The organism is Mycolicibacter kumamotonensis, assembly GCF_002086285.1.
Taxonomy (GTDB): domain Bacteria; phylum Actinomycetota; class Actinomycetes; order Mycobacteriales; family Mycobacteriaceae; genus Mycobacterium; species Mycobacterium kumamotonense.
On the sequence record NZ_MVHU01000001.1, the window covers coordinates 42,333 to 60,326 of the forward strand.

23 protein-coding genes are annotated in these 17,994 nt (G+C 69.5%); 7 read left to right on the plus strand and 16 right to left on the minus strand.

Annotated features, from left to right (window positions below; all coding sequences use genetic code 11):
• The first annotated feature begins 47 nt into the window (after nt 1-47).
• Complete coding sequence (locus BST28_RS00145; protein WP_019735568.1) at nt 48-401, plus strand: DoxX family protein; 354 nt, start codon at nt 48-50, stop codon at nt 399-401.
• Between the two features lies 1 nt (nt 402).
• Here BST28_RS00145 and BST28_RS00150 read toward each other — a convergent pair whose 3' ends face one another.
• The 4 genes from BST28_RS00150 to BST28_RS00165 are packed head-to-tail and all read right to left on the minus strand — an operon-like array spanning nt 403 to nt 2,690.
• A complete protein-coding gene (locus tag BST28_RS00150; RefSeq protein WP_019735567.1) occupies nt 403-846 on the minus strand; it encodes a TOBE domain-containing protein in 444 nt (147 codons plus the stop codon).
• Between the two features lie 32 nt (nt 847-878).
• On the minus strand, nt 879-1,691 hold the full coding sequence (locus BST28_RS00155; RefSeq protein ID WP_083079343.1) for a nuclear transport factor 2 family protein: 813 nt from the start codon (nt 1,689-1,691) through the stop codon (nt 879-881).
• On the minus strand, nt 1,691-2,260 hold the full coding sequence (locus BST28_RS00160) for an isochorismatase family protein (RefSeq protein WP_083079345.1): 570 nt from the start codon (nt 2,258-2,260) through the stop codon (nt 1,691-1,693). Before BST28_RS00160 ends, BST28_RS00155 begins: the two co-directional genes overlap by 1 nt.
• Entirely contained in the window at nt 2,217-2,690 is a 474-nt protein-coding gene (locus BST28_RS00165; RefSeq protein ID WP_420093413.1) for a DUF2784 domain-containing protein, read from the minus strand. The genes BST28_RS00160 and BST28_RS00165 overlap by 44 nt, the downstream gene beginning before the upstream one ends.
• A 39-nt stretch (nt 2,691-2,729) precedes the next feature.
• On the opposite strand from BST28_RS00165, the gene BST28_RS00170 reads away from it, so the two are divergent.
• Nucleotides 2,730-3,278 carry an RDD family protein gene (locus BST28_RS00170; protein WP_019735564.1) on the plus strand — a complete coding sequence of 183 codons (549 nt, stop codon included), beginning with the start codon at nt 2,730-2,732 and terminating at the stop codon, nt 3,276-3,278.
• Between the two features lie 66 nt (nt 3,279-3,344).
• On the opposite strand, the gene BST28_RS00175 is transcribed toward BST28_RS00170, so the two are convergent.
• Complete coding sequence (locus tag BST28_RS00175; RefSeq protein ID WP_083079348.1) at nt 3,345-4,853, minus strand: carboxylesterase/lipase family protein; 1,509 nt, start codon at nt 4,851-4,853, stop codon at nt 3,345-3,347.
• Between the two features lie 378 nt (nt 4,854-5,231).
• Here BST28_RS00175 and BST28_RS00180 point away from each other — a divergent pair, with 378 nt between their 5' ends.
• Nucleotides 5,232-5,942 (plus strand): hypothetical protein, encoded by a 711-nt coding sequence (locus BST28_RS00180; protein WP_083079349.1) that lies wholly within the window; start codon nt 5,232-5,234, stop codon nt 5,940-5,942.
• Nucleotides 5,943-5,945: 3 nt separating this feature from the next.
• On the opposite strand, the gene BST28_RS00185 is transcribed toward BST28_RS00180, so the two are convergent.
• Nucleotides 5,946-6,284 (minus strand): hypothetical protein, encoded by a 339-nt coding sequence (locus tag BST28_RS00185; RefSeq protein WP_052312169.1) that lies wholly within the window; start codon nt 6,282-6,284, stop codon nt 5,946-5,948.
• 140 nt (nt 6,285-6,424) lie between these two features.
• Here BST28_RS00185 and BST28_RS00190 point away from each other — a divergent pair, with 140 nt between their 5' ends.
• Nucleotides 6,425-6,760, plus strand: coding sequence for an RNA polymerase-binding protein RbpA (locus BST28_RS00190; RefSeq protein WP_029248713.1), 336 nt, complete (start codon nt 6,425-6,427; stop codon nt 6,758-6,760).
• A gap of 34 nt (nt 6,761-6,794) precedes the next feature.
• On the opposite strand, the gene BST28_RS00195 is transcribed toward BST28_RS00190, so the two are convergent.
• From BST28_RS00195 to BST28_RS00210, 4 genes are read right to left on the minus strand one after another with little or no spacing between them, the layout of a single operon-like run.
• Complete coding sequence (locus tag BST28_RS00195) at nt 6,795-7,547, minus strand: polyprenol monophosphomannose synthase (RefSeq protein ID WP_065287390.1); 753 nt, start codon at nt 7,545-7,547, stop codon at nt 6,795-6,797.
• Nucleotides 7,540-9,279, minus strand: a complete 1,740-nt coding sequence (gene lnt, locus BST28_RS00200; RefSeq protein WP_065287391.1) for an apolipoprotein N-acyltransferase — start codon at nt 9,277-9,279, stop codon at nt 7,540-7,542. Before lnt ends, BST28_RS00195 begins: the two co-directional genes overlap by 8 nt.
• Entirely contained in the window at nt 9,272-10,876 is a 1,605-nt protein-coding gene (locus tag BST28_RS00205; protein ID WP_083079351.1) for an amidohydrolase, read from the minus strand. Before BST28_RS00205 ends, lnt begins: the two co-directional genes overlap by 8 nt.
• Before the next feature lie 43 nt (nt 10,877-10,919).
• Nucleotides 10,920-11,429: an FxsA family protein gene (locus BST28_RS00210; RefSeq protein WP_109510842.1), complete on the minus strand. Its 510-nt coding sequence runs from the start codon at nt 11,427-11,429 to the stop codon at nt 10,920-10,922.
• A gap of 66 nt (nt 11,430-11,495) precedes the next feature.
• On the opposite strand from BST28_RS00210, the gene BST28_RS00215 reads away from it, so the two are divergent.
• Nucleotides 11,496-12,194: a dienelactone hydrolase family protein gene (locus tag BST28_RS00215; RefSeq protein WP_083079352.1), complete on the plus strand. Its 699-nt coding sequence runs from the start codon at nt 11,496-11,498 to the stop codon at nt 12,192-12,194.
• Nucleotides 12,195-12,196: 2 nt separating this feature from the next.
• Here BST28_RS00215 and ric read toward each other — a convergent pair whose 3' ends face one another.
• The 4 genes from ric to BST28_RS00235 all read right to left on the minus strand — a co-directional run bounded on the left by ric (nt 12,197) and on the right by BST28_RS00235 (nt 14,633).
• Nucleotides 12,197-12,898 (minus strand): iron-sulfur cluster repair di-iron protein, encoded by a 702-nt coding sequence (gene ric / locus BST28_RS00220; RefSeq protein WP_065287394.1) that lies wholly within the window; start codon nt 12,896-12,898, stop codon nt 12,197-12,199.
• 85 nt (nt 12,899-12,983) lie between these two features.
• Nucleotides 12,984-13,367, minus strand: a complete 384-nt coding sequence (locus tag BST28_RS00225) for a PPOX class F420-dependent oxidoreductase (protein WP_065287395.1) — start codon at nt 13,365-13,367, stop codon at nt 12,984-12,986.
• Nucleotides 13,368-13,438: 71 nt separating this feature from the next.
• Nucleotides 13,439-13,756: a hypothetical protein gene (locus BST28_RS00230; protein ID WP_020425511.1), complete on the minus strand. Its 318-nt coding sequence runs from the start codon at nt 13,754-13,756 to the stop codon at nt 13,439-13,441.
• A gap of 127 nt (nt 13,757-13,883) precedes the next feature.
• On the minus strand, nt 13,884-14,633 hold the full coding sequence (locus tag BST28_RS00235) for an SDR family NAD(P)-dependent oxidoreductase (RefSeq protein ID WP_065287396.1): 750 nt from the start codon (nt 14,631-14,633) through the stop codon (nt 13,884-13,886).
• 35 nt (nt 14,634-14,668) lie between these two features.
• Between BST28_RS00235 and BST28_RS00240 the strand changes: the two genes are divergently transcribed.
• On the plus strand, nt 14,669-15,082 hold the full coding sequence (locus BST28_RS00240; RefSeq protein WP_065287397.1) for a F420-dependent biliverdin reductase: 414 nt from the start codon (nt 14,669-14,671) through the stop codon (nt 15,080-15,082).
• On the opposite strand, the gene BST28_RS00245 is transcribed toward BST28_RS00240, so the two are convergent.
• Nucleotides 15,079-16,200, minus strand: coding sequence for a M24 family metallopeptidase (locus BST28_RS00245; protein ID WP_413784768.1), 1,122 nt, complete (start codon nt 16,198-16,200; stop codon nt 15,079-15,081). The genes BST28_RS00240 and BST28_RS00245 overlap by 4 nt on opposite strands.
• A gap of 38 nt (nt 16,201-16,238) precedes the next feature.
• Here BST28_RS00245 and BST28_RS00250 point away from each other — a divergent pair, with 38 nt between their 5' ends.
• Nucleotides 16,239-17,192: a 5'-3' exonuclease gene (locus tag BST28_RS00250; RefSeq protein ID WP_083079354.1), complete on the plus strand. Its 954-nt coding sequence runs from the start codon at nt 16,239-16,241 to the stop codon at nt 17,190-17,192.
• 34 nt (nt 17,193-17,226) lie between these two features.
• Here the strand turns inward: BST28_RS00250 and BST28_RS00255 are convergent, their stop codons facing one another.
• Nucleotides 17,227-17,970, minus strand: a complete 744-nt coding sequence (locus BST28_RS00255) for a DUF4333 domain-containing protein (RefSeq protein ID WP_065287399.1) — start codon at nt 17,968-17,970, stop codon at nt 17,227-17,229.
• Nucleotides 17,971-17,994 lie beyond the last annotated feature (24 nt).

A 17,994-nucleotide genomic window follows, 5' to 3' on the forward strand; every position in this document is an offset into this window, starting at 1 on the left:
GAAGGACCGGGACAGTCACATCCGCCGACGAAAGGACGAGCAACATCATGAGCGTATCGAGCGTCTACCTTGCGGTCATCACCGTCACCGCGATCGTCACCATCGCGATCGCCATCGCCGACTTCATTCCGGCGCAGTTCGTATTGGCCAACTCGGCACAGGTGGGAGTTCCACGCTCGTGGCTGCCGCTGTTGGGCGGACTGAAGCTGGCCGGAGGCGTCGGGCTGATCATCGGACTGGCGGGCGTCCCGCAGATCGGGGTCGCCGCCGCCGCCGGGCTGGTCGCCTTCTTCATCGGGGCCGTCGTGACGCATGTGCGGGCCGGAGTGTTGTACAACATCGCCTTTCCAGCCGCCTACCTGCTGCTGGCCACGGCATCACTGATAGTGCTGCTGGCCTGACCTATCCGAATTCAGCCGCCGGGTCGGTGTTGCCGGCCGAACCGGCCCGGCGCGGCAGTTCCAGGACGACGTTGGTGGCCTTGACCGAGGCGACCACCAGGCTGCCGGGCTGCAGCTGCAGTTCGTCGGCGGCCTCGCGGCTGACCAGCGACACCAGCCGGAACGGGCCGGCCTGAACGTCGACCTGCGCCATCACCGTGTCGCGAGTCACGTTGGTGACCAGCCCGACCAGCCGGTTGCGGGCGGATTGGCCGACCACCGGATTGCGCGTGACCGGTTCGACGGAGGCGCGCTCCTGGGCGAACCGCGCCAGCTCGGCCCCGTCGACCATCCGGGGACCGGCACCCGATGTCGCCGAGAGACGACCGGAATCGATCCAGCGTCGGACGGTGTCGTCACTGACCCCGAGCAGTTCGGCGACTTCGGCGATTCGAAAGCTTGGCACGTCGTCGAGCTTATCCTCGCCGGCCCGGCGACTCAGTCTTCTGCGAAGTACCGGATGGCCGTGATCGCCTGGCCACGCCGGTCCACATCGGCGAAGAGCACGCCGCGTTGCTGCGCCGACGTGGTCGAGACCGCGACGGTGCCGCCGGCCGCCAGCAGCTTCGTCGGCCGCGCGCCGTCCAGCCGGGTACCGAGTTCGATGGCGTCCACGGCGGTGTCGTCACCGTAAGTCACTGTGGCACTGGGCGATAGCAGTGCCCGAGCAACGGCCTGCTGACCGGACGCCATTGCGGTGAGGAACGAACGCACCGGGCGTTTGCCCGCAGCGGCCGGCCGGCGAAACCCGGCAGCGAATCCGGCTGTACCGGCGAAGCGTTGGTTGCGCAGCAGCGATCGCGACAGCTGCAGCCCGGCGGACACCGCCGGCAGGCCGTTGCCGAGGAACTGGCGCATCATCGCCGGCAACTCCCAGTAGGCGCGCAACCGCCGCAACGCCCACCGGCCGTCGGCCTCGGTGAGGTCCTGGCAAAGGTCATAGCGCAGGATCGCCGGAATGTGCATGATCACCGCCGGTCCCATCGCGACCTCGAGCTCAAGGTCCCGGATGACGGTCGTGCCGTGCACGATGTCCAGGTCGCGGTGGAAGGTGATGTCGCGCGGGCCGATGAACGTGTCGTAGAAGCGGCCGATCTGCTCGGGACCGACGTGCGGGCGCGAGCCCACCGGGTCTTCCACTTGTCCGTCGGCACTGAAAAGCCCCACCCAGCCGGCTCGGTCATGGGCGGCCGCCGCGGCCGGCGACTGCTCGACCGCGGCCAGTAGATCGTGCGCTAACGAGTCGGTCATCAGGCTGCCTCCACAACGACGACACCGGCGCTGCGCATCGCCGCCAGTGCGGCGGCCGTCGAGTCGGCGGCGACTCCCGCGGTCAACTGCGTCAGCACCGTGGTGGAAAACCCTGCGCGGATCGCATCTTCGGCGGTGTGGCGCACACAGTAGTCGGTGGCAACGCCGACCACGTCGACGCTGTCCACGTCGTGTCGGCGCAGCCAGTCGCCCAGGGCGGTGTTGTCGCCGTCGACGCCGTCGAACCCGCTGTACCCGGCGTCGTATGCGCCCTTTCGGAAAACCGCTTCGACCCTCTCGATGTTCAGTGCGGGATGAAATTCCGCGCCGGCGGTTCCGGCACGGCAGTGCGGCGGCCAGGACGTCAGGAAATCCGGGTGCGCAGAGAAGTGACCGCCGGGGTCGACGTGCCAATCCTGGGTCGCCACCACGTGGTCGTAGCGCTCCCCTGCGGCCGCGGTGGAAAGGTGACGGGTGATGCCGCGCGCGACAGCGGCGGCGCCGGTCACCGGCAGTGCGCCCCCGTCACAGAAATCGTTCTGCACGTCGACGATGATCAGCGCCCGCATGACCACCACCGTATCGCCGGTCCCGCACCGCGGCCCGCCCATACAGCGCCCACGAGACGCCGACAGCCGCCAGTACCGCCGCCTCGGCAGCCGTGGTCCACGTGGCCGGATAGAGCACTCCGGTCAGATAGTGGGCGATGAAGCCCTCCGATGGCAGCGGTGTCATTCCGGCGCCGGCGCGTGCCCTGCGCTCCAGCCACGTCAGCGGGCAGTCCAGGTGAGCGGTGAGGATCAGAACCGCCCAGAACACCGCCGCGGCATGCATCCAGATGGTGCGCCGCCATCGCAGCGCCAGAAACCCGCCGGCGGCGACATAGCCGACGAACACCAGGTGCAACGCAACGACGAGCACCACCACGATCTGGTACATGGTCCTACGAAATCCGCCGTTTCGCCGTGCGCAGAATCCGATCAGGTCCTCGCCCGTCACGGTACATTGGCGAACACCCGAGGATCAGGAGCGGATCTGATGACAACCGGCGATTTCAACCCGAATGTCCCCGGCTACGGGCCCGGTCCCGGTCAACCCGGCGCCTATCCGCCGCCGCCGGGCTGGGGACAGCAGCCCGGATCGACTCAGCCGCCGGCGTGGGGCCAGAAACCGGGTGGGCTGGGCAGGCGCTTCTGGGCCCGGTTCCTCGACGGTGTGCTGGTCAGCATCGTGGCGTTCGCCCTGTCGCTGTTCGTGTTCGCCGATGACTATCCCTTTCTGGTGACCGGCCTGTTCTCCGGGGTGCTGACCTACGGCTATTTCGTGTTGTTCGAGGTCACCCAGGGCACCACCCCGGCCAAGCGGCTGCTCGGCCTGGCCGTGCGCGGGCCCGACGGGGTGTCCAAGCCGACGCTGGGGCAGTCGGCCATCCGCAACTCGTTCACCGTGCTGGCCGTGTTCCCCTACCTGGGCCCGCTGGCGGCCTTCGTGGCCTACGTCGTGATCGCGCTGACGATCAGCGGCAGCCCGACCAAACAGGGCAAGCACGACGAGCTGGCCGGCGGTACCCGGGTGATCCGCTCCTGATCCGCTGCCTCTGAAGGTCACCACCCGACCGCCTGACTTGACGGTGTCGCGTATAGGTTTTCGCGGTCAGTGGGCCAGCGAGAAGCCCTCCCAGGCCATCCGGCGCTCCGGCGCCGGGTCGTATTCCACCCGGGTCTTGTGGTCGAACACCATCACGGCACGGTCGGCGGGCGTGTAGACCGGCCAGTCGTCGCTCGGCGCCCCTTCCCGGCTGAACGCCCGCCAGCGGCGTTGCAGCTGTCCACTGACCCGCAACGCCACCCGGCGGTCGGCGCCGGCGGTGAGCAGCCGGCCCAATCCGCCGCTGCGGTAGACGCCGAACACGGCGAACAGTTCGGTGGCGTGCGTGGCGCCCATTCCCGACCAGCGCAGCATCCGCGGCGCGTAGTCGTAGCGGTAGACGTAGGTGGGTGCATGAGCGCCGTGAGCTTCGGCGATCTCCCACACCGCGGCGTTGAAGGCGAAATCACCGCCGAGCCGGATGCAGGCCGCCCGCTTCGGGTAATCCGGGTAGGCGGCGATGATGCGATCCCGCACGCCCGCCTCGGCGCCGGCCAGTACCGCCTCGACCGTCGGCTCGTCGACCGGCAGCATCTTGAGGAACCGGGTGAACAACCGGCCCTCATCGGCATTACTGCCGATGATGAGCGGCACCCGGTGGGCCGAACCCCGCCGCATCGCCTCGACCGGATCCAGCGGCAGCAGATCGTCACCGAAAACCGGGCCGATCGGGAAAGCGCCCAGCATGTCGCGGGTGCCTTCGGCCAGCAGTCGGGCCTGGGCCGCCAGCAATTCGGCCGGTGACACCCGCAGCAGGGTGTGCGCGGCATCGGCGGGGCGCACCCCGAGCAGCCCGGCGAACCGGCGGGCGAACTCCGCTGCGATCTCGGGGCTGCGAACCATTCCCGCGGCGGGGCTTTGGGCGATCGCGCGGGCGAACAGGCCGTCGGCCTGGGGCACCCCCAAAAGGGTGGCGACGATGTGCGCGCCGGCGCTTTCCCCGAAGATCGTGACGTTGTCCGGGTCGCCGCCGAAGGCCGCGATGTTCTCACGCACCCACCGCAGGGCCAGCACCAGATCACGCAGGTACAGGTTGCTGTCCACCGTGATCTCGGGGGTCGACAGCGACGACAGGTCCAGGCAGCCGAGCGCGCCGAGCCGGTAGTTGACCGAGACGTACACGCAGCCCCGCCGGGCCAGCGCCGCCCCGTCGTAGATCGGGGTCGCCGAGCTGCCCAGGATGTAGCCGCCACCGTGGATGAACACCATTACCGGCAACGGGCCCGCACCGACCTCATCGGGTGCCACCACGTTGAGCGTCAGGCAGTCCTCGCTGGTCGGCTGAAAGCGGCCCGGACTGAGGATGGTGTACATCCGCTCCTGCGGCGCGCAGTTGGTGAACCCGTGACAGTGCCGCACCCCCGACCACGGCAGGGCCGGCTGGGGCGCCCGGAACCGCAGCGGGCCGACGGGGGGGCGCGCATACGGGATGGAGCGCCATCTGCGCACCCCGTCACGTGCGAAACCCTCCACGACGCCGGTGGCGATGCTGGCCTGCACAGGGTGGTTATGCATGAGCCGAACGGTAGCGAACCGCCCGGCGGTTAGCGAACCTCGACGAAGGAGAGGTGAAGCTGGGCCGCCGGTTGAGGCAGGGCGGTTAGCGAACCTCGACGAAGGAGAGGTGAAGCTGGGCCGCCGGTTGAGGCAGGGCGGTTAGCGAACCTCGACGAAGGAGAGGTGAAGCTGGGCCGCCGGTTGAGGCAGGGCGGTTAGCGAACCTCGACGAAGGAGAGGTGAAGCTGGGCCGCCGGTTGAGGCAGGGCGGTTAGCGAACCTCGACGAAGGAGAGGTGAAGCTGGGCCGCCGGTTGAGGCAGGGCGGTTAGCGAACCTCGACGAAGGAGAGGTGAGGCTGGGCCGCCGGTTGAGGCAGGGCGGTTAGCCTAACGGCATGCGTCTCACCGGGCTCGTCGCGGTACTGCTGTTGATCGCCGGGTGTTCCCGCGCGACGGTCGGCGAGCCCGAGCCCAGCCCGACCCGCCCGACCACCCCGGCAACCTCCACGCTGTCCCCGTCGTCCCCGGCGTCGCCGACCTCGACTGCAGCCGAGCCGTCGGCCCCGCCGGAGGCGGGCGCGCCGATCGCCGATGTCATCGCCTGGATCGAGGCCGGCCGGCCCGTCGACGCCGCGGGCTACCACAGCGCGACCCGCGACGGGGTCAGCACCGACCTCATCGACGAAGTCGCCTTCACGGTGCCGGCCGCGCCGCACCGCGCCACCTACTGCATGACCGACGCCGACTCCGCCGACGGCGCGTTGGCCTGCGTGGTCGATCTGGCCAATCCGTCGCCGCAGCCCCAAGAGATCTACGGGCAGTGGAAGGCCGGTTGGGTCGACTACGGCGGCAACACGCTGCGGATCGGGTCCGTGCACGGCGATCCGGGCCGGTTCGTGCATGGTGACGGAGCCGAGTTGCCCGACGGATCGACGCTGTCCTTCGGTGACTACCGGTGTCGGGCGGATCGAGTCGGGCTGTTCTGTGTGAACTACGCCCACCGTTCGGCGGTGCGGTTCAGTCCGGAGGACATCGGCGTCTTCGGCTGCCTGCGCCCGGTGCCGCCGCCCGCGGATGTCGGCAAGCTCTTCAGCTGCGCAAGCTGACGATCAGCGCCAACGGTCGGCGGATTCCACGGCGTGCAGCAGCGTGTCACACAGTTGCCGCAGCTCATCGCGTGGAGCGTCTTCCGACAGCGCGGTCGCGATGTCCTCGGCCGCGCAGCGCACCTGATACACCCGGTCGGATAAGGCGGTGGCTTCCTCGGCGGAGAGCACCACGGCGTCGGGTGCCAGCGCGGCTGTCTTACCGCTGCTGATCAGGGCGCGCTGCTCGTAGGCGCGCTGCCGGCAGGATTGCCGGCAATACTGCCGGCGCCGTCCGATACCGGCGTCGCCCACGTCGCGGCCGCACCACCGGCACGGTTGAGGGCGGGGACTGCGTGGCACGTCTGCCCACCTTAGTCCGGTGCCGGCGGTGTTCCCGGTATCATTGGAGGTTGCGCGGCACGCGCCGGGAACTGCACAGGGCCCGTTCGCGTTGACATTCGCGAGACATTTTTCACTGAAGGCATAAGGAGTGTGGGTCGATGGCTGATCGTGTTCTGCGGGGCAGTCGGCTGGGGGCCGTGAGCTACGAGACCGACCGCAACCATGACCTGGCGCCGCGCCGCATCGCGCGGTACCGCACCGAGAACGGTGAAGAGTTCGAGGTTCCGTTCGCCGACGACGCGGAGATCCCCGGCACCTGGATGTGCCGCAACGGCTTGGAGGGCACTCTGGTCGAGGGCGACCTGCCCGAACCGAAGAAGGTCAAGCCGCCGCGCACCCACTGGGACATGCTGCTGGAGCGCCGTTCGATCGAGGAGCTCGAAGAGCTGCTCAAGGAACGTCTGGAACTGATCAAGACGAAGCGGCGCGGCTGACACCGCGTCGTTTCGATCGGGGTGCCGCGGCGAGCTAGCCGCGGGCACCCCGCAGGCGGTTCACCCGGCCGCCGATTCCCCACCGCGCGACCTTGACCATCGCTTCGCGGATATTGGACCCGCTCATCTTCGAGACGCCCAGCTCACGCTCGGTGAACGTGATTGGCACCTCGGTGATGGTGAAGCCGTTGTTGACCGCCCGCCAGGTGAGGTCGACCTGGAAGCAGTACCCCTTGGAGTCCACCGCGTCCAGGCCGATCTTCTCCAGCACGCCGCGACGGTAGGCGCGGTAGCCCGCGGTGATGTCGTGGATTCCCACCCCCAGCAGCAGCCGCGCGTAGGTGTTGGCGGTCTTGGAGAGCACCAGGCGCCGCACCGGCCAGTTGCGTACCGCGCCGCCGTCGACGTAGCGCGAACCGATCGCCACGTCGGCGCCGGCGTCGATGGCGTCCAACAACCGGTACAGCTGTTCGGGGGCGTGGCTGCCGTCGGCGTCCATCTCGACGATCACCTCGTAATGGCGGGCCAGACCCCAGGCGAAACCGGCCAGGTAGGCCGCGCCCAGGCCGGCCTTGGCCGTGCGGTGCATGACGTGGAGGCGCGCGGGGTCGGCGGCGGCGCGCTCGTCGGCCAACCGTCCGGTTCCGTCGGGGCTGCCGTCGTCGACCACGAGAACGTGCACATCGGGGCGGGCCTGCTGCAGCCGGTCCAGGATGATCGGCAGGTTCTCCAGCTCGTTGTAGGTGGGTATCACCACCAGCGTGTGCAGGCTGGGACGATCACTCATCGGCGCCGCTCCTCCCGTTTACCTCGGCGCCGGTGGGACGCCTGCTGAACCAACGCCGCTTTCGACCGCGCACGAAGGGTCTATTTTGCCGTATGGCCGCCAGCAGACCCGCAACGGCCGCGCCGACCAGCACCCATTGCAGGATCGGCGCCCACCGGGTTGCGGGGGTCAGCGACGTCTTCAGCCGCAGATGGCTGTCGAGGTAGGCGGCCTCGAAAAAGCCGGTGCGGGCCAGTTCGCGACCGTCCGGTGCGATCACGGCGCTGATGCCGGTTGTTCCGGCGACGACCACGTAGCGGTCGTGCTCGACGGCGCGGACCTTGGCGAACGCCAGCTGCTGCTCACTCATCGTCTCGTCGAAGGTGGCGTTGTTGGACGGCACGGCCAGCAGCTGTGCGCCGGCCAGCACCGATTCCCGGGGCGCCCGATCGAAGATCACCTCCCAGCAGGTCGCCACCCCGACCGGCACGCCGGCGACATGCACCACCCCGTCGCCATGACCCGGGATGAAATATCCCGCGCGGTCGGCGTAGCCCGACAGGTGCTGGAAGAACCCGCGCCACGGCAGGTACTCCCCGAACGGCTGGACGATCCGCTTGTCGTGGCTCTCCCCCGGCCCGGTGCGCGGATCCCACACCACCACCGAGTTCACCGCCGCCGGGTTGTCGCGGGTCCAGCCCGGTGCCGCCCGCACGGTACCTACCAGGATCGGGGCGTCGATGGCCTGAGCGGCGACGGTGATCTGTTGGGCGGCATCGGCATTCGTCATCGGATCGATGTCGGAGGCGTTCTCCGGCCAGATCACGAACAGCGGCTGCGAGGCTCGGCCGGCCTCGACGTCCTCGGCCAGCCGAAGGGTTTCGCGGACGTGATAGTCCAGTACCTCACGGCGCTGGGCGTTGAAGTCAAGTCCCAGGCGCGGCACGTTGCCCTGCACCGCTGCCACCGTGACCGCCGGGTCGTCACCGGCTCCCGCACCCGAGCGGCGCACGCCGGGCCACACCACGATCGCGGCCAGCAGCACCAGACAGATGCACAGGCCGGGCAGCAGCACGGCCGGCGGGCGGAAGGCGTCGCGAGCCGGCCCGGTGGGCGGTTCCTCGCGCAGCCACCGCACGATCTCCAGGACCAGCGCGGTGCCGGCGCAGCCGGTCAGCACCACGGCCGTCGAGAGCAGCGGAACCCCGCCGAGGGCCACCAGCGGCAGCAGCGGCCCCGCTGTCTGGCCGTAACCCACGGCGCCCCAAGGGAAACCGCCGAAGGGGATCACCGACTTCGCCCACTCCTGGGCCGCCCACAACACCCCGAACCAGATCGGCCAGCCCGGCAAGCTGCGCACCACCACCGCGGCCGATCCGAAGGCGGCGGGAAACAGCGCACACACCAGGGTCAACACCAACCAGGGCAGGGCCCCGACCAGACCGCCGACCCAGGGCAGCAGCGGCAGGTAGAACGCCAGGCCGCACAGCAGGCCGTACCCGAAACCGCCGCCGACGGTCGTCTCGCGGCGAATGAGCACCCAGGCCAACAGCGAGAACGCGATGATCGCCGCCCACCACCAGTTCAGTGGCGGGAAACCGGCGCGCAGCAGCATGCCCGCGACCACCGACGCCGCCAGCTGGGCCCAGCGATCGGCCGCCGCAATGCCCAGTCGTTCCAACCGGTTCGGTGCGGCCGGTTCCCGGGTTTCGGCGGTTTCCGGGCCTTCCGGATCCTCCGCGTCCTCAGCCATGCAGGACCACACCCCGGTGCACCGTGCGCCGACACCGCGGCGCCTCACCGGGTTCCAGCACAGGTAGCGCAGGTACCCGGGAGCGCGGATCGGTCGACCATCGCTGAACGGAGTCGCGGGGCGCCTCGACGGCCAGGCGGGCGACCTCCCATACCGCGTAGGACGCCGGTGCGCCGGGCACCAGGGTTCCGCTGAGGCCGTCGTTGACGCCGGCGGCCCGCCAGCCGCCCCGGGTCGCCGCGGCGAACGCCGCCCGCATCGAGACCGCGCTGCCCGGTGTGCGGTGGTGCGCGGCCGCGCGCACCGTGGCCCAGGGATCGAGCGCGGTGACCGGGCTGTCGGAACCGAACGCGAGGGGCACGCCTTGGGATGCTAACAGCGCGAACGGGTTCAGCCGCGCGGCGCGCTGCGCCCCCAGCCGTTGCGCGTACATGCCCTTGTCTCCGCCCCAGAGCGTGTCGAAAACGGGTTGCATGCTGGCGATCACCCCCCAGGATCCCAGCTTGGCGGCCTGCTCGGCGCTGACCATCTCCAGATGCTCCAGCCGGTGCCCGCAGCGCGCCACCGCCGCGACCCCGAAGTGCTCCACCACCTGTTCCAAGGCCGCGACAACCGATGACACCGCGGCATCGCCGATGACGTGGAATCCGGCGGTCACCCCCGCCTCGGTGCACGCCCACAGATGAGCCCCGACGGTGTCGGCGTCCAGGTGGCGCACCCCGGTGCACTCCGGGGCATCGGCGTAGGGCTCGTGCAGCCAGGCGGTGTGCGAGCCCAGCGCCCCGTCGACGAACAGGTCGCCGGCCAGACCGCGGGCGCCGGTGTCGGCGAGTAGTTCTCGCGCCCGGGCGGCGCTGGTAACCGGTTCACCCCAATAACCGATGACCTCGACACCCTCGCGGCGTTCGCTGAAGGCCTGTAGCTCGCGCCAGTCATCGAGGCCGCCGATGTCCGGTCCGGCGCACTCATGGACGGCGACGATCCCGGCAGCGGCCGCGGCGTCGAGTGCGGCGGCACGGGCAGCCCCACGCTGCTCGGCGGTGAGCAGGTTGCGGGCTGTCGCACGCACCAGGTGGTGGGCAGCACCGGACAGCGGCGCCGCGGCCCCGGCTTCCGCCGGAAATTCCCGAACCCGGTTGCGGAGCGCGCTCGAGGCCAGCGCGGAGTGGACGTCGACCCGCGACAGGTAGGCGGGCCGGTCCTCCACCACCGCGTCGAGCGCCGCGGTGTCCGGGGCGCCACCGTCGGGCCAACCGGTTTCGTCCCAGCCGTGGCCCCAGATCGGTTGCCCGGGGTGGGCCGCCGCATGATCGGCGATCAGCTGCAGACAATGCCGCTGGGAGGTCGCCGCCCGCAGATCCAGACCGGTGTGGCACAGCCCCGTTTCGGTGACGTGGACGTGGCTGTCGACGAAAGCCGGTGTCACCAAAGCCCCATCGAGGTCTTCCACCTCGGCCCGCGGGAACTGCTCGCGGCCGACGGCGTCGCTGCCCAGCCAGGCGATCATTCCGTCACGGACCGCCATCGCGGTGGCGTCCGGATGCGTGGGGCTGTGAATGCGGCCGCCCAACAGCAGCAAGGTGGGCGCCCCGGGCATGACTGTCACGCCGTAAAAAGTACGGGGTGGCGGTGGCGCCGGGTCAGCCGACCGACAGGGCGGGCGGTGGGACGGGTCGGACATCGGTGACGTCGGTGACGTTGACGACCTCGGCATCGATGTAGTCGGCCCGGCGACCGGGAGCGTGTCGAGCGGCATACCAGCGTCCGCCGGCGACCGTGGCAGCCGCCAGCGGCGTGTGCCGGCCGAGCCCGGCGGCGGCCACCGCGGTCAGCAGGGGCCGGGCGGCGGTCCGGGTCGGGGGCGCTAGCAGCACCAGACCCACCAGCGTCGTCAGCGGGCCGGGGACCAGCACCAGCAGGGTGCCCGCCGCGATCAGGCCGCCGTCGGCGAATGCCGCCGGACCGGTTCCCGAACGCAGTCGCCCGATCTGGCGCCGGAGCTGTCCTGCCGACAGCACCAGCCCGCCCACGAAGGCGCCCAGCAGCAGCAGCGTCGTCCAGCCGAATCCGATCGCCCAGATCAATGCGGCAACCGCGGCCGACTCGGCCAGGACGTAGACCAGAAACATCCGCAACACAGCGCTCGCCATGCCACCCCAACGTCTGGGGAGCCGAAGAAGGTTCCCTCCTGGCGGACCGGGGAATACGTTGATGCGATGAATATCGATTTCGCCACGCCCGACGGGCCCATCGAGGCGTTGCTGGACATCCCGGATGGGCCTGGGCCGTGGCCCGGGGTGGTGGTGATTCACGATGCGATCGGCTACGCCGCGGATATGGAAGCCATCTCCGAGCGGATCGCCGGCGCGGGCTACCTCGCGGTGTCGCCGAACCTGTACTCGCGCGGCGGCCGGGCGCGCTGCATCACCCGCGTGTTCCGCGAGCTGCTGACCCAGCGGGGCCGCGCCCTGGACGACATCTTGGCCGCCCGCGATCACCTGCTCGGTATGCCGGAGTGCTCCGGGAAGGTGGGCGTCGCCGGTTTCTGCATGGGTGGACAGTTTGCATTGATCTTGTCGCCCAAGGGTTTCGGGGCCGCCGCCCCGTTCTATGGCACCCCGCTGCCGCGCCATCTCGAGGAAACCCTGGAGGGCGCTTGCCCGATCGTCGCCAGTTTCGGCGGCCGTGATCCGATGGGGATCGGCGCCCCCAATCGGCTACGCCGGGTCGCCGAGCACAAGCACATCCCGCACGACATCAAGGTCTATCCCGGAGCGGGGCACAGTTTCGCCAACAAGCTGCCCGGCCAACCGCTGATCCGCATCGCGGGCTTCGGCTACAACGACGCCGCCACCGCTGATGCCTGGGCGCGGGTGTTCGCATTCTTCGGCGAACACCTACGCGCCACCGGCTGAGCTCACGCCGGGCTGCCGGCTCCGGCGAGCACCCGCGGGAACAGCACGTTGTTCTCCTTGTGCACGTGCAGATGAATGTCGCTTTCCAGGTCCGCCAGGCCGGCCAGCATCGCGGTGTAGCTGGCGCAGGCGTCCGCCGGGATGGTGTAGCCGTCGGTGAGCTCCCGAAGTTGGGCGAGCAGGTGGCCGGCGTTGTCGTGCTCCTGCTGGTTTTCGGCCAGCTCGTTGCGCACCTCCTCGGACAGCGGCCGATCCGGGCGCCCTGCATGCAGGCTGATCTCGGGGAACAGCATGGTCTCCTCGGTGCGCAGGTGCGGCTCCATGCCGGCGCGCAGCTGGTGGAAGATCTCCCGGACGCGTGCCAGCTCGCCGTGGTTGGGGCCGTGTACCCGGGCGACCTTGTCGACGAGCTCCGCCAGCCGCGGGAACTCGTCCCACAGGAACCTGTGGTGGGTGCTGACGATGTGAGCGATCAGCGAGGCGTCGTCGAAGTCGGCCCAGTCGGCGCGCTGAGCGGGCTCACCGGCGCTGTTGAGCGCCGCGAGCAGCTCGTCGGCGTCGACGCCGTCGGCGGCGCAGGCATCCTGGAGCGTCCGTTGACCGTGGCAGCAGAAGTCGATCCCGAACTTGCTCAGGATGCGTGTGGTCGACGGGTCGGCGGTGACGATGTCGCCGAGGATCTGGTCTGAGGTGAAGGCGGCCACGAGAGCTCCTAGGTTGTCGGTGGGTCCAACCCAACAATGCCGATTTTAATGATCAAAGTACATTATATGTGACCGAGTCGTGGCCTCACTCGGCGGCGGTCAGCTCCAGACCGACGTTGTTGCGCATGCCGCCCCGCAGCTTGCTGAACACGTTGAACACCCGGCCGATGATCCCGTACCGCTTGCCGATCGCGGCGTAGACCGCACCGTTGTGCGCCTTGTCCAATACGGTGGCCACCGCCTCGATCGCCTCACCTTTGGGCCGCCCCCGCATGTCACAGACCGCGAGGGTGACCCGCGGGGTGTTACGGATGCGCTTGACCTTCCAGGACGACTCCTGGGTGATCACCAGCAGTCGGTCCCCGTCGGCGGCCGCCCACACCGGCGTGGGTTTGGGTCGGCCGTCCTTGGTGAACGTGGTCAGCAGCAGGTAGTCGGACTTGGCGATCTCAGCAAACGTCGGGGCCACGGACCTGAATCTACCCGCCCGGGGCGGCGGCGCCGGGAGACCTGATGAAGGGGTGGACTGGACTGCTCGGGCTACAGCGGCGGCCGGCCCGCGACCGGGTGCAATTCGGCGATCTTGGGCAGCGCGACCTTCGGCTGCGCGGAATCCATGTAGGCGGCCACCGCGTCGGCCGAGATCAGCCCGTAGCGGACCAGCAGGTCGACGGCGTTCAAGCCGAAGTGCTGAGCAACCCGGAGCAGGTTGTCGGCGGTGATGAGCCGACCTTCGTGCGCCGCCTTGTAGTAGGCGGACTTGCGGTAGCCGAAGGCTTCATAGACTTCGGTCGCTGCCAGCGGCCGACCGATCAGATAGGGCAACACCACCGACGGGTCTTTATCACGATCGTCCATGGTTTTAGACCATAGTCCTGTTATCAGGGCCTAGGCCAGACCGCAGGACCAAATTTCTCGGCTTTTCTTATATGAGTGCCAGTTTCCGACAACGCTACGACTATCGGATTACGATCGTTTTCCCCGGTCAGCGCGGCATCCGGCGCCAGATGAACTGGGGCACCAGTCGCATCGCGACGAACATCGGCCGCAGCATCCAGGGCACCGCGATCATGCGCCGGCCACGCTCAAGTGCGCGAGCGGTCGCCGCCGCTACTTGGGCCGGCGTGCTGGCAGGCGGAGCCGGCTTCATCCCCGCGGTCATCCGCCCGATGACGAAACCGGGACGAACGATCAGCAGTCTTACACCGGTTCCGTGCAAGGCGTCAGCCAGTCCGTGGGCGAACCCGTCCAGGCCGGCCTTGGCCGAGCCGTAGACGTAGTTGGCACGGCGTACCCGCACCCCCGCGATCGACGAGAACACCACGATGCGGCCCCGGCCCACGATGCGCATCGCCGTGGCCAGGTGGGTGAGCAAACTTACCTGTGCGACGTAATCGGTGTGGACCACGGCCACCGCGTGCCCGGCATCGGATTCCGCGCGGGCCTGATCGCCCAGGATCCCGAAGGCCAGCACGGCGGTGCCGATCGGGCCGTGCTCGGCGATCAGGGCCGCCACCAGGGGGCCGTGGCCGGCGAGATCGTCGGCGTCGAACTCTTTCGTGTGCACCGCCGCGGCGCCCGCGTCGCGCACCGCGGCGACCTGGGCGGTGAGCCGGTCGGCAGCGCGGGCGGCCAGCACGACCGTGGCACCGGGCGCCAGCCGGCACGCCAGTTCCACGCCGATCTCGCTGCGCCCGCCGAAAATCACCACCGGTCCGTCCACCGTGTCGTTCACGGCTGCGATTATCGCCTGCGCTAGCGTGGGCGGTGATGGCGAACGCGACGACCCGGCTCACCAGTGACGCACTGGCTTTTCTCACCGAACGTCACCTGGCGATGCTGACCACCCTGCGCGCCGACAACTCTCCGCACGTCGTGGCCGTCGGCTTCACCTTCGACCCGAAGACCCACGTCGCCCGGGTGATCACCACCGGCGGTTCGCAGAAGGCGGTCAACGCCGAGCGGGCCGGGGTCGCCGTATTGAGTCAAGTCGACGGGGCACGCTGGCTCTCGCTGGAAGGCAGCGCCACCGTCAACAACGCCCCCGCCGCGGTTCGCGATGCTGAACTGCGTTACGCCCAGCGCTACCGGACGCCGCGGGTGAATCCGCAGCGCGTGGTGATCGAAGTACAGGTGGAGCGGGTGCTCGGTTCGGCCGATCTGCTCGACCGTGGTAACCGTTAGACGGCCACCACGACCAACTCGTGCGGCCGATTATTCAGTGATTCGGCGCCGTCCTCGGTGACGATCACAATGTCTTCGATCCGAGCGCCCCACTCACCGGGAAAGTAGATGCCCGGCTCCACCGAGAACGCCATCCCGGCGGCCAGGGCGATGTCGTTGCCCGCGACGATGTAAGGCTCCTCATGCACCGACAAGCCGATGCCGTGCCCGGTGCGGTGAACGAAGTACTCAGCCAGTCCCGCCTCGGCCAGCACGTCGCGCGCCGCTGCGTCGATCTGCTGTGCCGTCACCCCGGGGCGAACACTGTCGACCGCCGCGCGCTGCGCTCGTTGCAGTACCGAATACCGCTGCGCCACTTGCGCATCGGGCTCTCCCAGGCTGTAGGTTCGGGTCGAGTCGGAATGGTATCCGGGCTCGACCGGGCCGCCGATGTCCACGACGACGATGTCACCGGCCCGCAGCTTGCGGTCTGAGCACTCGTGGTGCGGGTCGGCCCCGTGTGGCCCGGAACCCACGATGACGAAGGACACCTCCGAATGGCCCTCGGCGACAATCGCCTCGGCGATGTCTGCGGCCACGTCGGCTTCGGTGCGGCCGGGCACCAGAAACTCCGGCACCCGAGCGTGCACCCGGTCGATCGCCGCACCGGCCGTACGCAGTGCGTCGATCTCGCTGGGGTCCTTGATCATTCGAAGCTCGCGCAGCACCTCGGTGGCCAACACCGGGGTGTTCCCGAGCACGTCGATCAACGGCAGCAGATGCAGGGCCGGCATGGAATCGGTGACCGCGGCGGCCACCGGCGAGGCCCCCAGCGCCTCGCCCACCAGGCGGTAGGGGTCCTGCCCGTCGACCCAGGCCTGCACCGCAATACCCAGGTCGGCTACGGCGGATTCGCGTAGCGCCGCCAACTCCAGCCGCGGCACGACCATGGTGGGCGGCCCGGACACGGGCAGCACCAGCGCGGTGAGCCGTTCGAAGGTCTGGGCGCGTGACCCGGTCAGATAACGCAGGTCGTAACCCGGGGTGATCACCATGCCGGCCAGGCCCGCGTCGGCGGTGGCGGCGGCCGCGACGGTCAGGCGATGGGCATAGACGCTGCTGTCGAACCGGGAAGTCACGTCTGTCAGGCTAACCGGCGGCAAATAGGGTGAGACCCATGACTGCTCCGGTGCTGCTGCTCGACGGTGCCAGTATGTGGTTCCGGTCCTACTTCGGGGTGCCGTCCTCGATCACCGCTCCCGACGGCCGGCCGGTGAACGCGGTGCGCGGCTTCTTCGACTCGGTGGCCACCCTGATCACCCGGCAGCGGCCCGACCGCCTGGTGGTCTGCCTGGATCTGGACTGGCGGCCCCAGTGGCGGGTCGACCTCATCCCGTCCTACAAGGCTCACCGGGTGGCCGAGGAGGTGCCCGACGATTCCGATGTCGAAGAGGTGCCCGACGAGCTGAGCCCGCAGGTGGAGATGATCGCCGAGCTGCTCGACGCGTTCGGCATCACCACCGCCGGCGCGCCCGACTTCGAGGCCGATGACGTGCTGGGCACCTTGGCGGCCGCCGAACGCCGCGACCCGGTGATCGTCGTCAGCGGCGACCGCGACCTACTGCAGGTAGTCGCCGATCAGCCCGTCGCGGTGTCGGTGCTCTATCTGGGGCAGGGTCTGGCAAAAGCGACGCTGTTCGGCCCGGGCGAGGTGGCCGAGCGCTACCGCCTGCCGGTCGAGCGGGCCGGCGCCGCCTACGCCGAAATGGCGCTGCTGCGCGGTGACCCCTCCGACGGGTTGCCGGGAGTGGCCGGGATCGGGGAAAAGACGGCGGCCGGTCTGCTGACCCAGTACGGCTCACTGGTGGCGGTGCTGGCCGCCGCCGCCGACCCGAAATCGCCGATGGCCAAAGGGGTTCGGGCCAAACTGCGGGCCGGGCAGGACTACATCGAGGCTGCCGGCCCGGTGGTGCGGGTGGCCACCGACGCCCCGGTCACGTTGTCGACGCCGACCGACACCCTGCCGCGGGTTGCCGCCGACCCGGAACGGGTCGCCGAACTGGCCGAGCGCCTCGGCGTCGGATCCTCGATCGCCCGGCTGCAGCGAGCCCTCGACACGCTGCCGGACTGAGCGGGCTAACGCGGCGGTCCCAGCTTCGCCCGGACTACTTGGGCCGACCGACCTCGTAGGTGCCCGAGTTGTCCTGGAAGGTGACGGTCACCTGACGCTTGGTTCCGTCGATGCTGACCTCGCAGTTGAACGTGTCGCCCTGCTTGACGACCGGACTCTCACCGTTGTTGCACCGGACGTCCTTGACGTTCTTGGCGCCGTAGCCGTTGGTCTGATCGGCCAGGATCTGCTGCACACCTTGCTGCGCCTTTTCGACGTCGAGCTTGGTCGTCACGAAGAACCCGGGCTTCCAGAACCCGAGTACCAGCACCACCAGGGCGGCGATCCCCAAGCAGGCGGCGAGCACGGTGCCGACCAGTGCGGTCGGGCGCTTGCTCCCGGCCCCGGGCTGGCCGTACTGGCCCGGCTGCTGCGGGTACTGACCGTACTGGCCGGGTTGGCCGTACTGGCCCGGCTGCCCGTACTGACCGGGTTGGCCGTACTGGGCGGGTTGGCCGTATTGGCCCGGCTGCCCGTATTGGGCGGGTTGGCCGTACTGGGCGGGTTGGCCGTATTGGCCCGGCTGGCCGTACTGCTCGGGCTGCGGATAGCCGGGATACTGCGGCGTCGACGGGTATGACGTCTGCTGCGGGTACTGCGACGGCGTGTAGGCCGGCGGCTGCCACTGTTGCTCGGCGCCGGCTGCCGGACTCGCCCCGGTGCCCGGCTGCTCTTCGGGCTGTCCAGGCTGCTGAGGCTGCCACGGCTGCGTCGGGTCGTATCCCTGCGGTCCGCTCATCGTTGTTCCTCAAGTCCTCTCGCG

What these genes read in the sequence shown, in the direction of transcription:
- BST28_RS00170 (WP_019735564.1), top strand. Translation starts at nt 2,730, where the DNA reads ATGACAACCGGCGATTTCAACCCGAATGTCCCCGGCTACGGGCCCGGT.
- BST28_RS00205 (WP_083079351.1), bottom strand. Translation starts at nt 10,876, where the DNA reads ATGCCCGGGGCGCCCACCTTGCTGCTGTTGGGCGGCCGCATTCACAGC.
- BST28_RS00190 (WP_029248713.1), top strand. Translation starts at nt 6,425, where the DNA reads ATGGCTGATCGTGTTCTGCGGGGCAGTCGGCTGGGGGCCGTGAGCTAC.
- BST28_RS00255 (WP_065287399.1), bottom strand. Translation starts at nt 17,970, where the DNA reads ATGAGCGGACCGCAGGGATACGACCCGACGCAGCCGTGGCAGCCTCAG.
- BST28_RS00180 (WP_083079349.1), top strand. Translation starts at nt 5,232, where the DNA reads ATGCGTCTCACCGGGCTCGTCGCGGTACTGCTGTTGATCGCCGGGTGT.
- BST28_RS00195 (WP_065287390.1), bottom strand. Translation starts at nt 7,547, where the DNA reads ATGAGTGATCGTCCCAGCCTGCACACGCTGGTGGTGATACCCACCTAC.
- BST28_RS00160 (WP_083079345.1), bottom strand. Translation starts at nt 2,260, where the DNA reads ATGCGGGCGCTGATCATCGTCGACGTGCAGAACGATTTCTGTGACGGG.
- lnt (WP_065287391.1), bottom strand. Translation starts at nt 9,279, where the DNA reads ATGGCTGAGGACGCGGAGGATCCGGAAGGCCCGGAAACCGCCGAAACC.
- BST28_RS00155 (WP_083079343.1), bottom strand. Translation starts at nt 1,691, where the DNA reads ATGACCGACTCGTTAGCGCACGATCTACTGGCCGCGGTCGAGCAGTCG.
- BST28_RS00145 (WP_019735568.1), top strand. Translation starts at nt 48, where the DNA reads ATGAGCGTATCGAGCGTCTACCTTGCGGTCATCACCGTCACCGCGATC.
- BST28_RS00250 (WP_083079354.1), top strand. Translation starts at nt 16,239, where the DNA reads ATGACTGCTCCGGTGCTGCTGCTCGACGGTGCCAGTATGTGGTTCCGG.
- BST28_RS00240 (WP_065287397.1), top strand. Translation starts at nt 14,669, where the DNA reads ATGGCGAACGCGACGACCCGGCTCACCAGTGACGCACTGGCTTTTCTC.
- BST28_RS00230 (WP_020425511.1), bottom strand. Translation starts at nt 13,756, where the DNA reads ATGGACGATCGTGATAAAGACCCGTCGGTGGTGTTGCCCTATCTGATC.
- BST28_RS00210 (WP_109510842.1), bottom strand. Translation starts at nt 11,429, where the DNA reads ATGGCGAGCGCTGTGTTGCGGATGTTTCTGGTCTACGTCCTGGCCGAG.
- BST28_RS00175 (WP_083079348.1), bottom strand. Translation starts at nt 4,853, where the DNA reads ATGCATAACCACCCTGTGCAGGCCAGCATCGCCACCGGCGTCGTGGAG.
- BST28_RS00215 (WP_083079352.1), top strand. Translation starts at nt 11,496, where the DNA reads ATGAATATCGATTTCGCCACGCCCGACGGGCCCATCGAGGCGTTGCTG.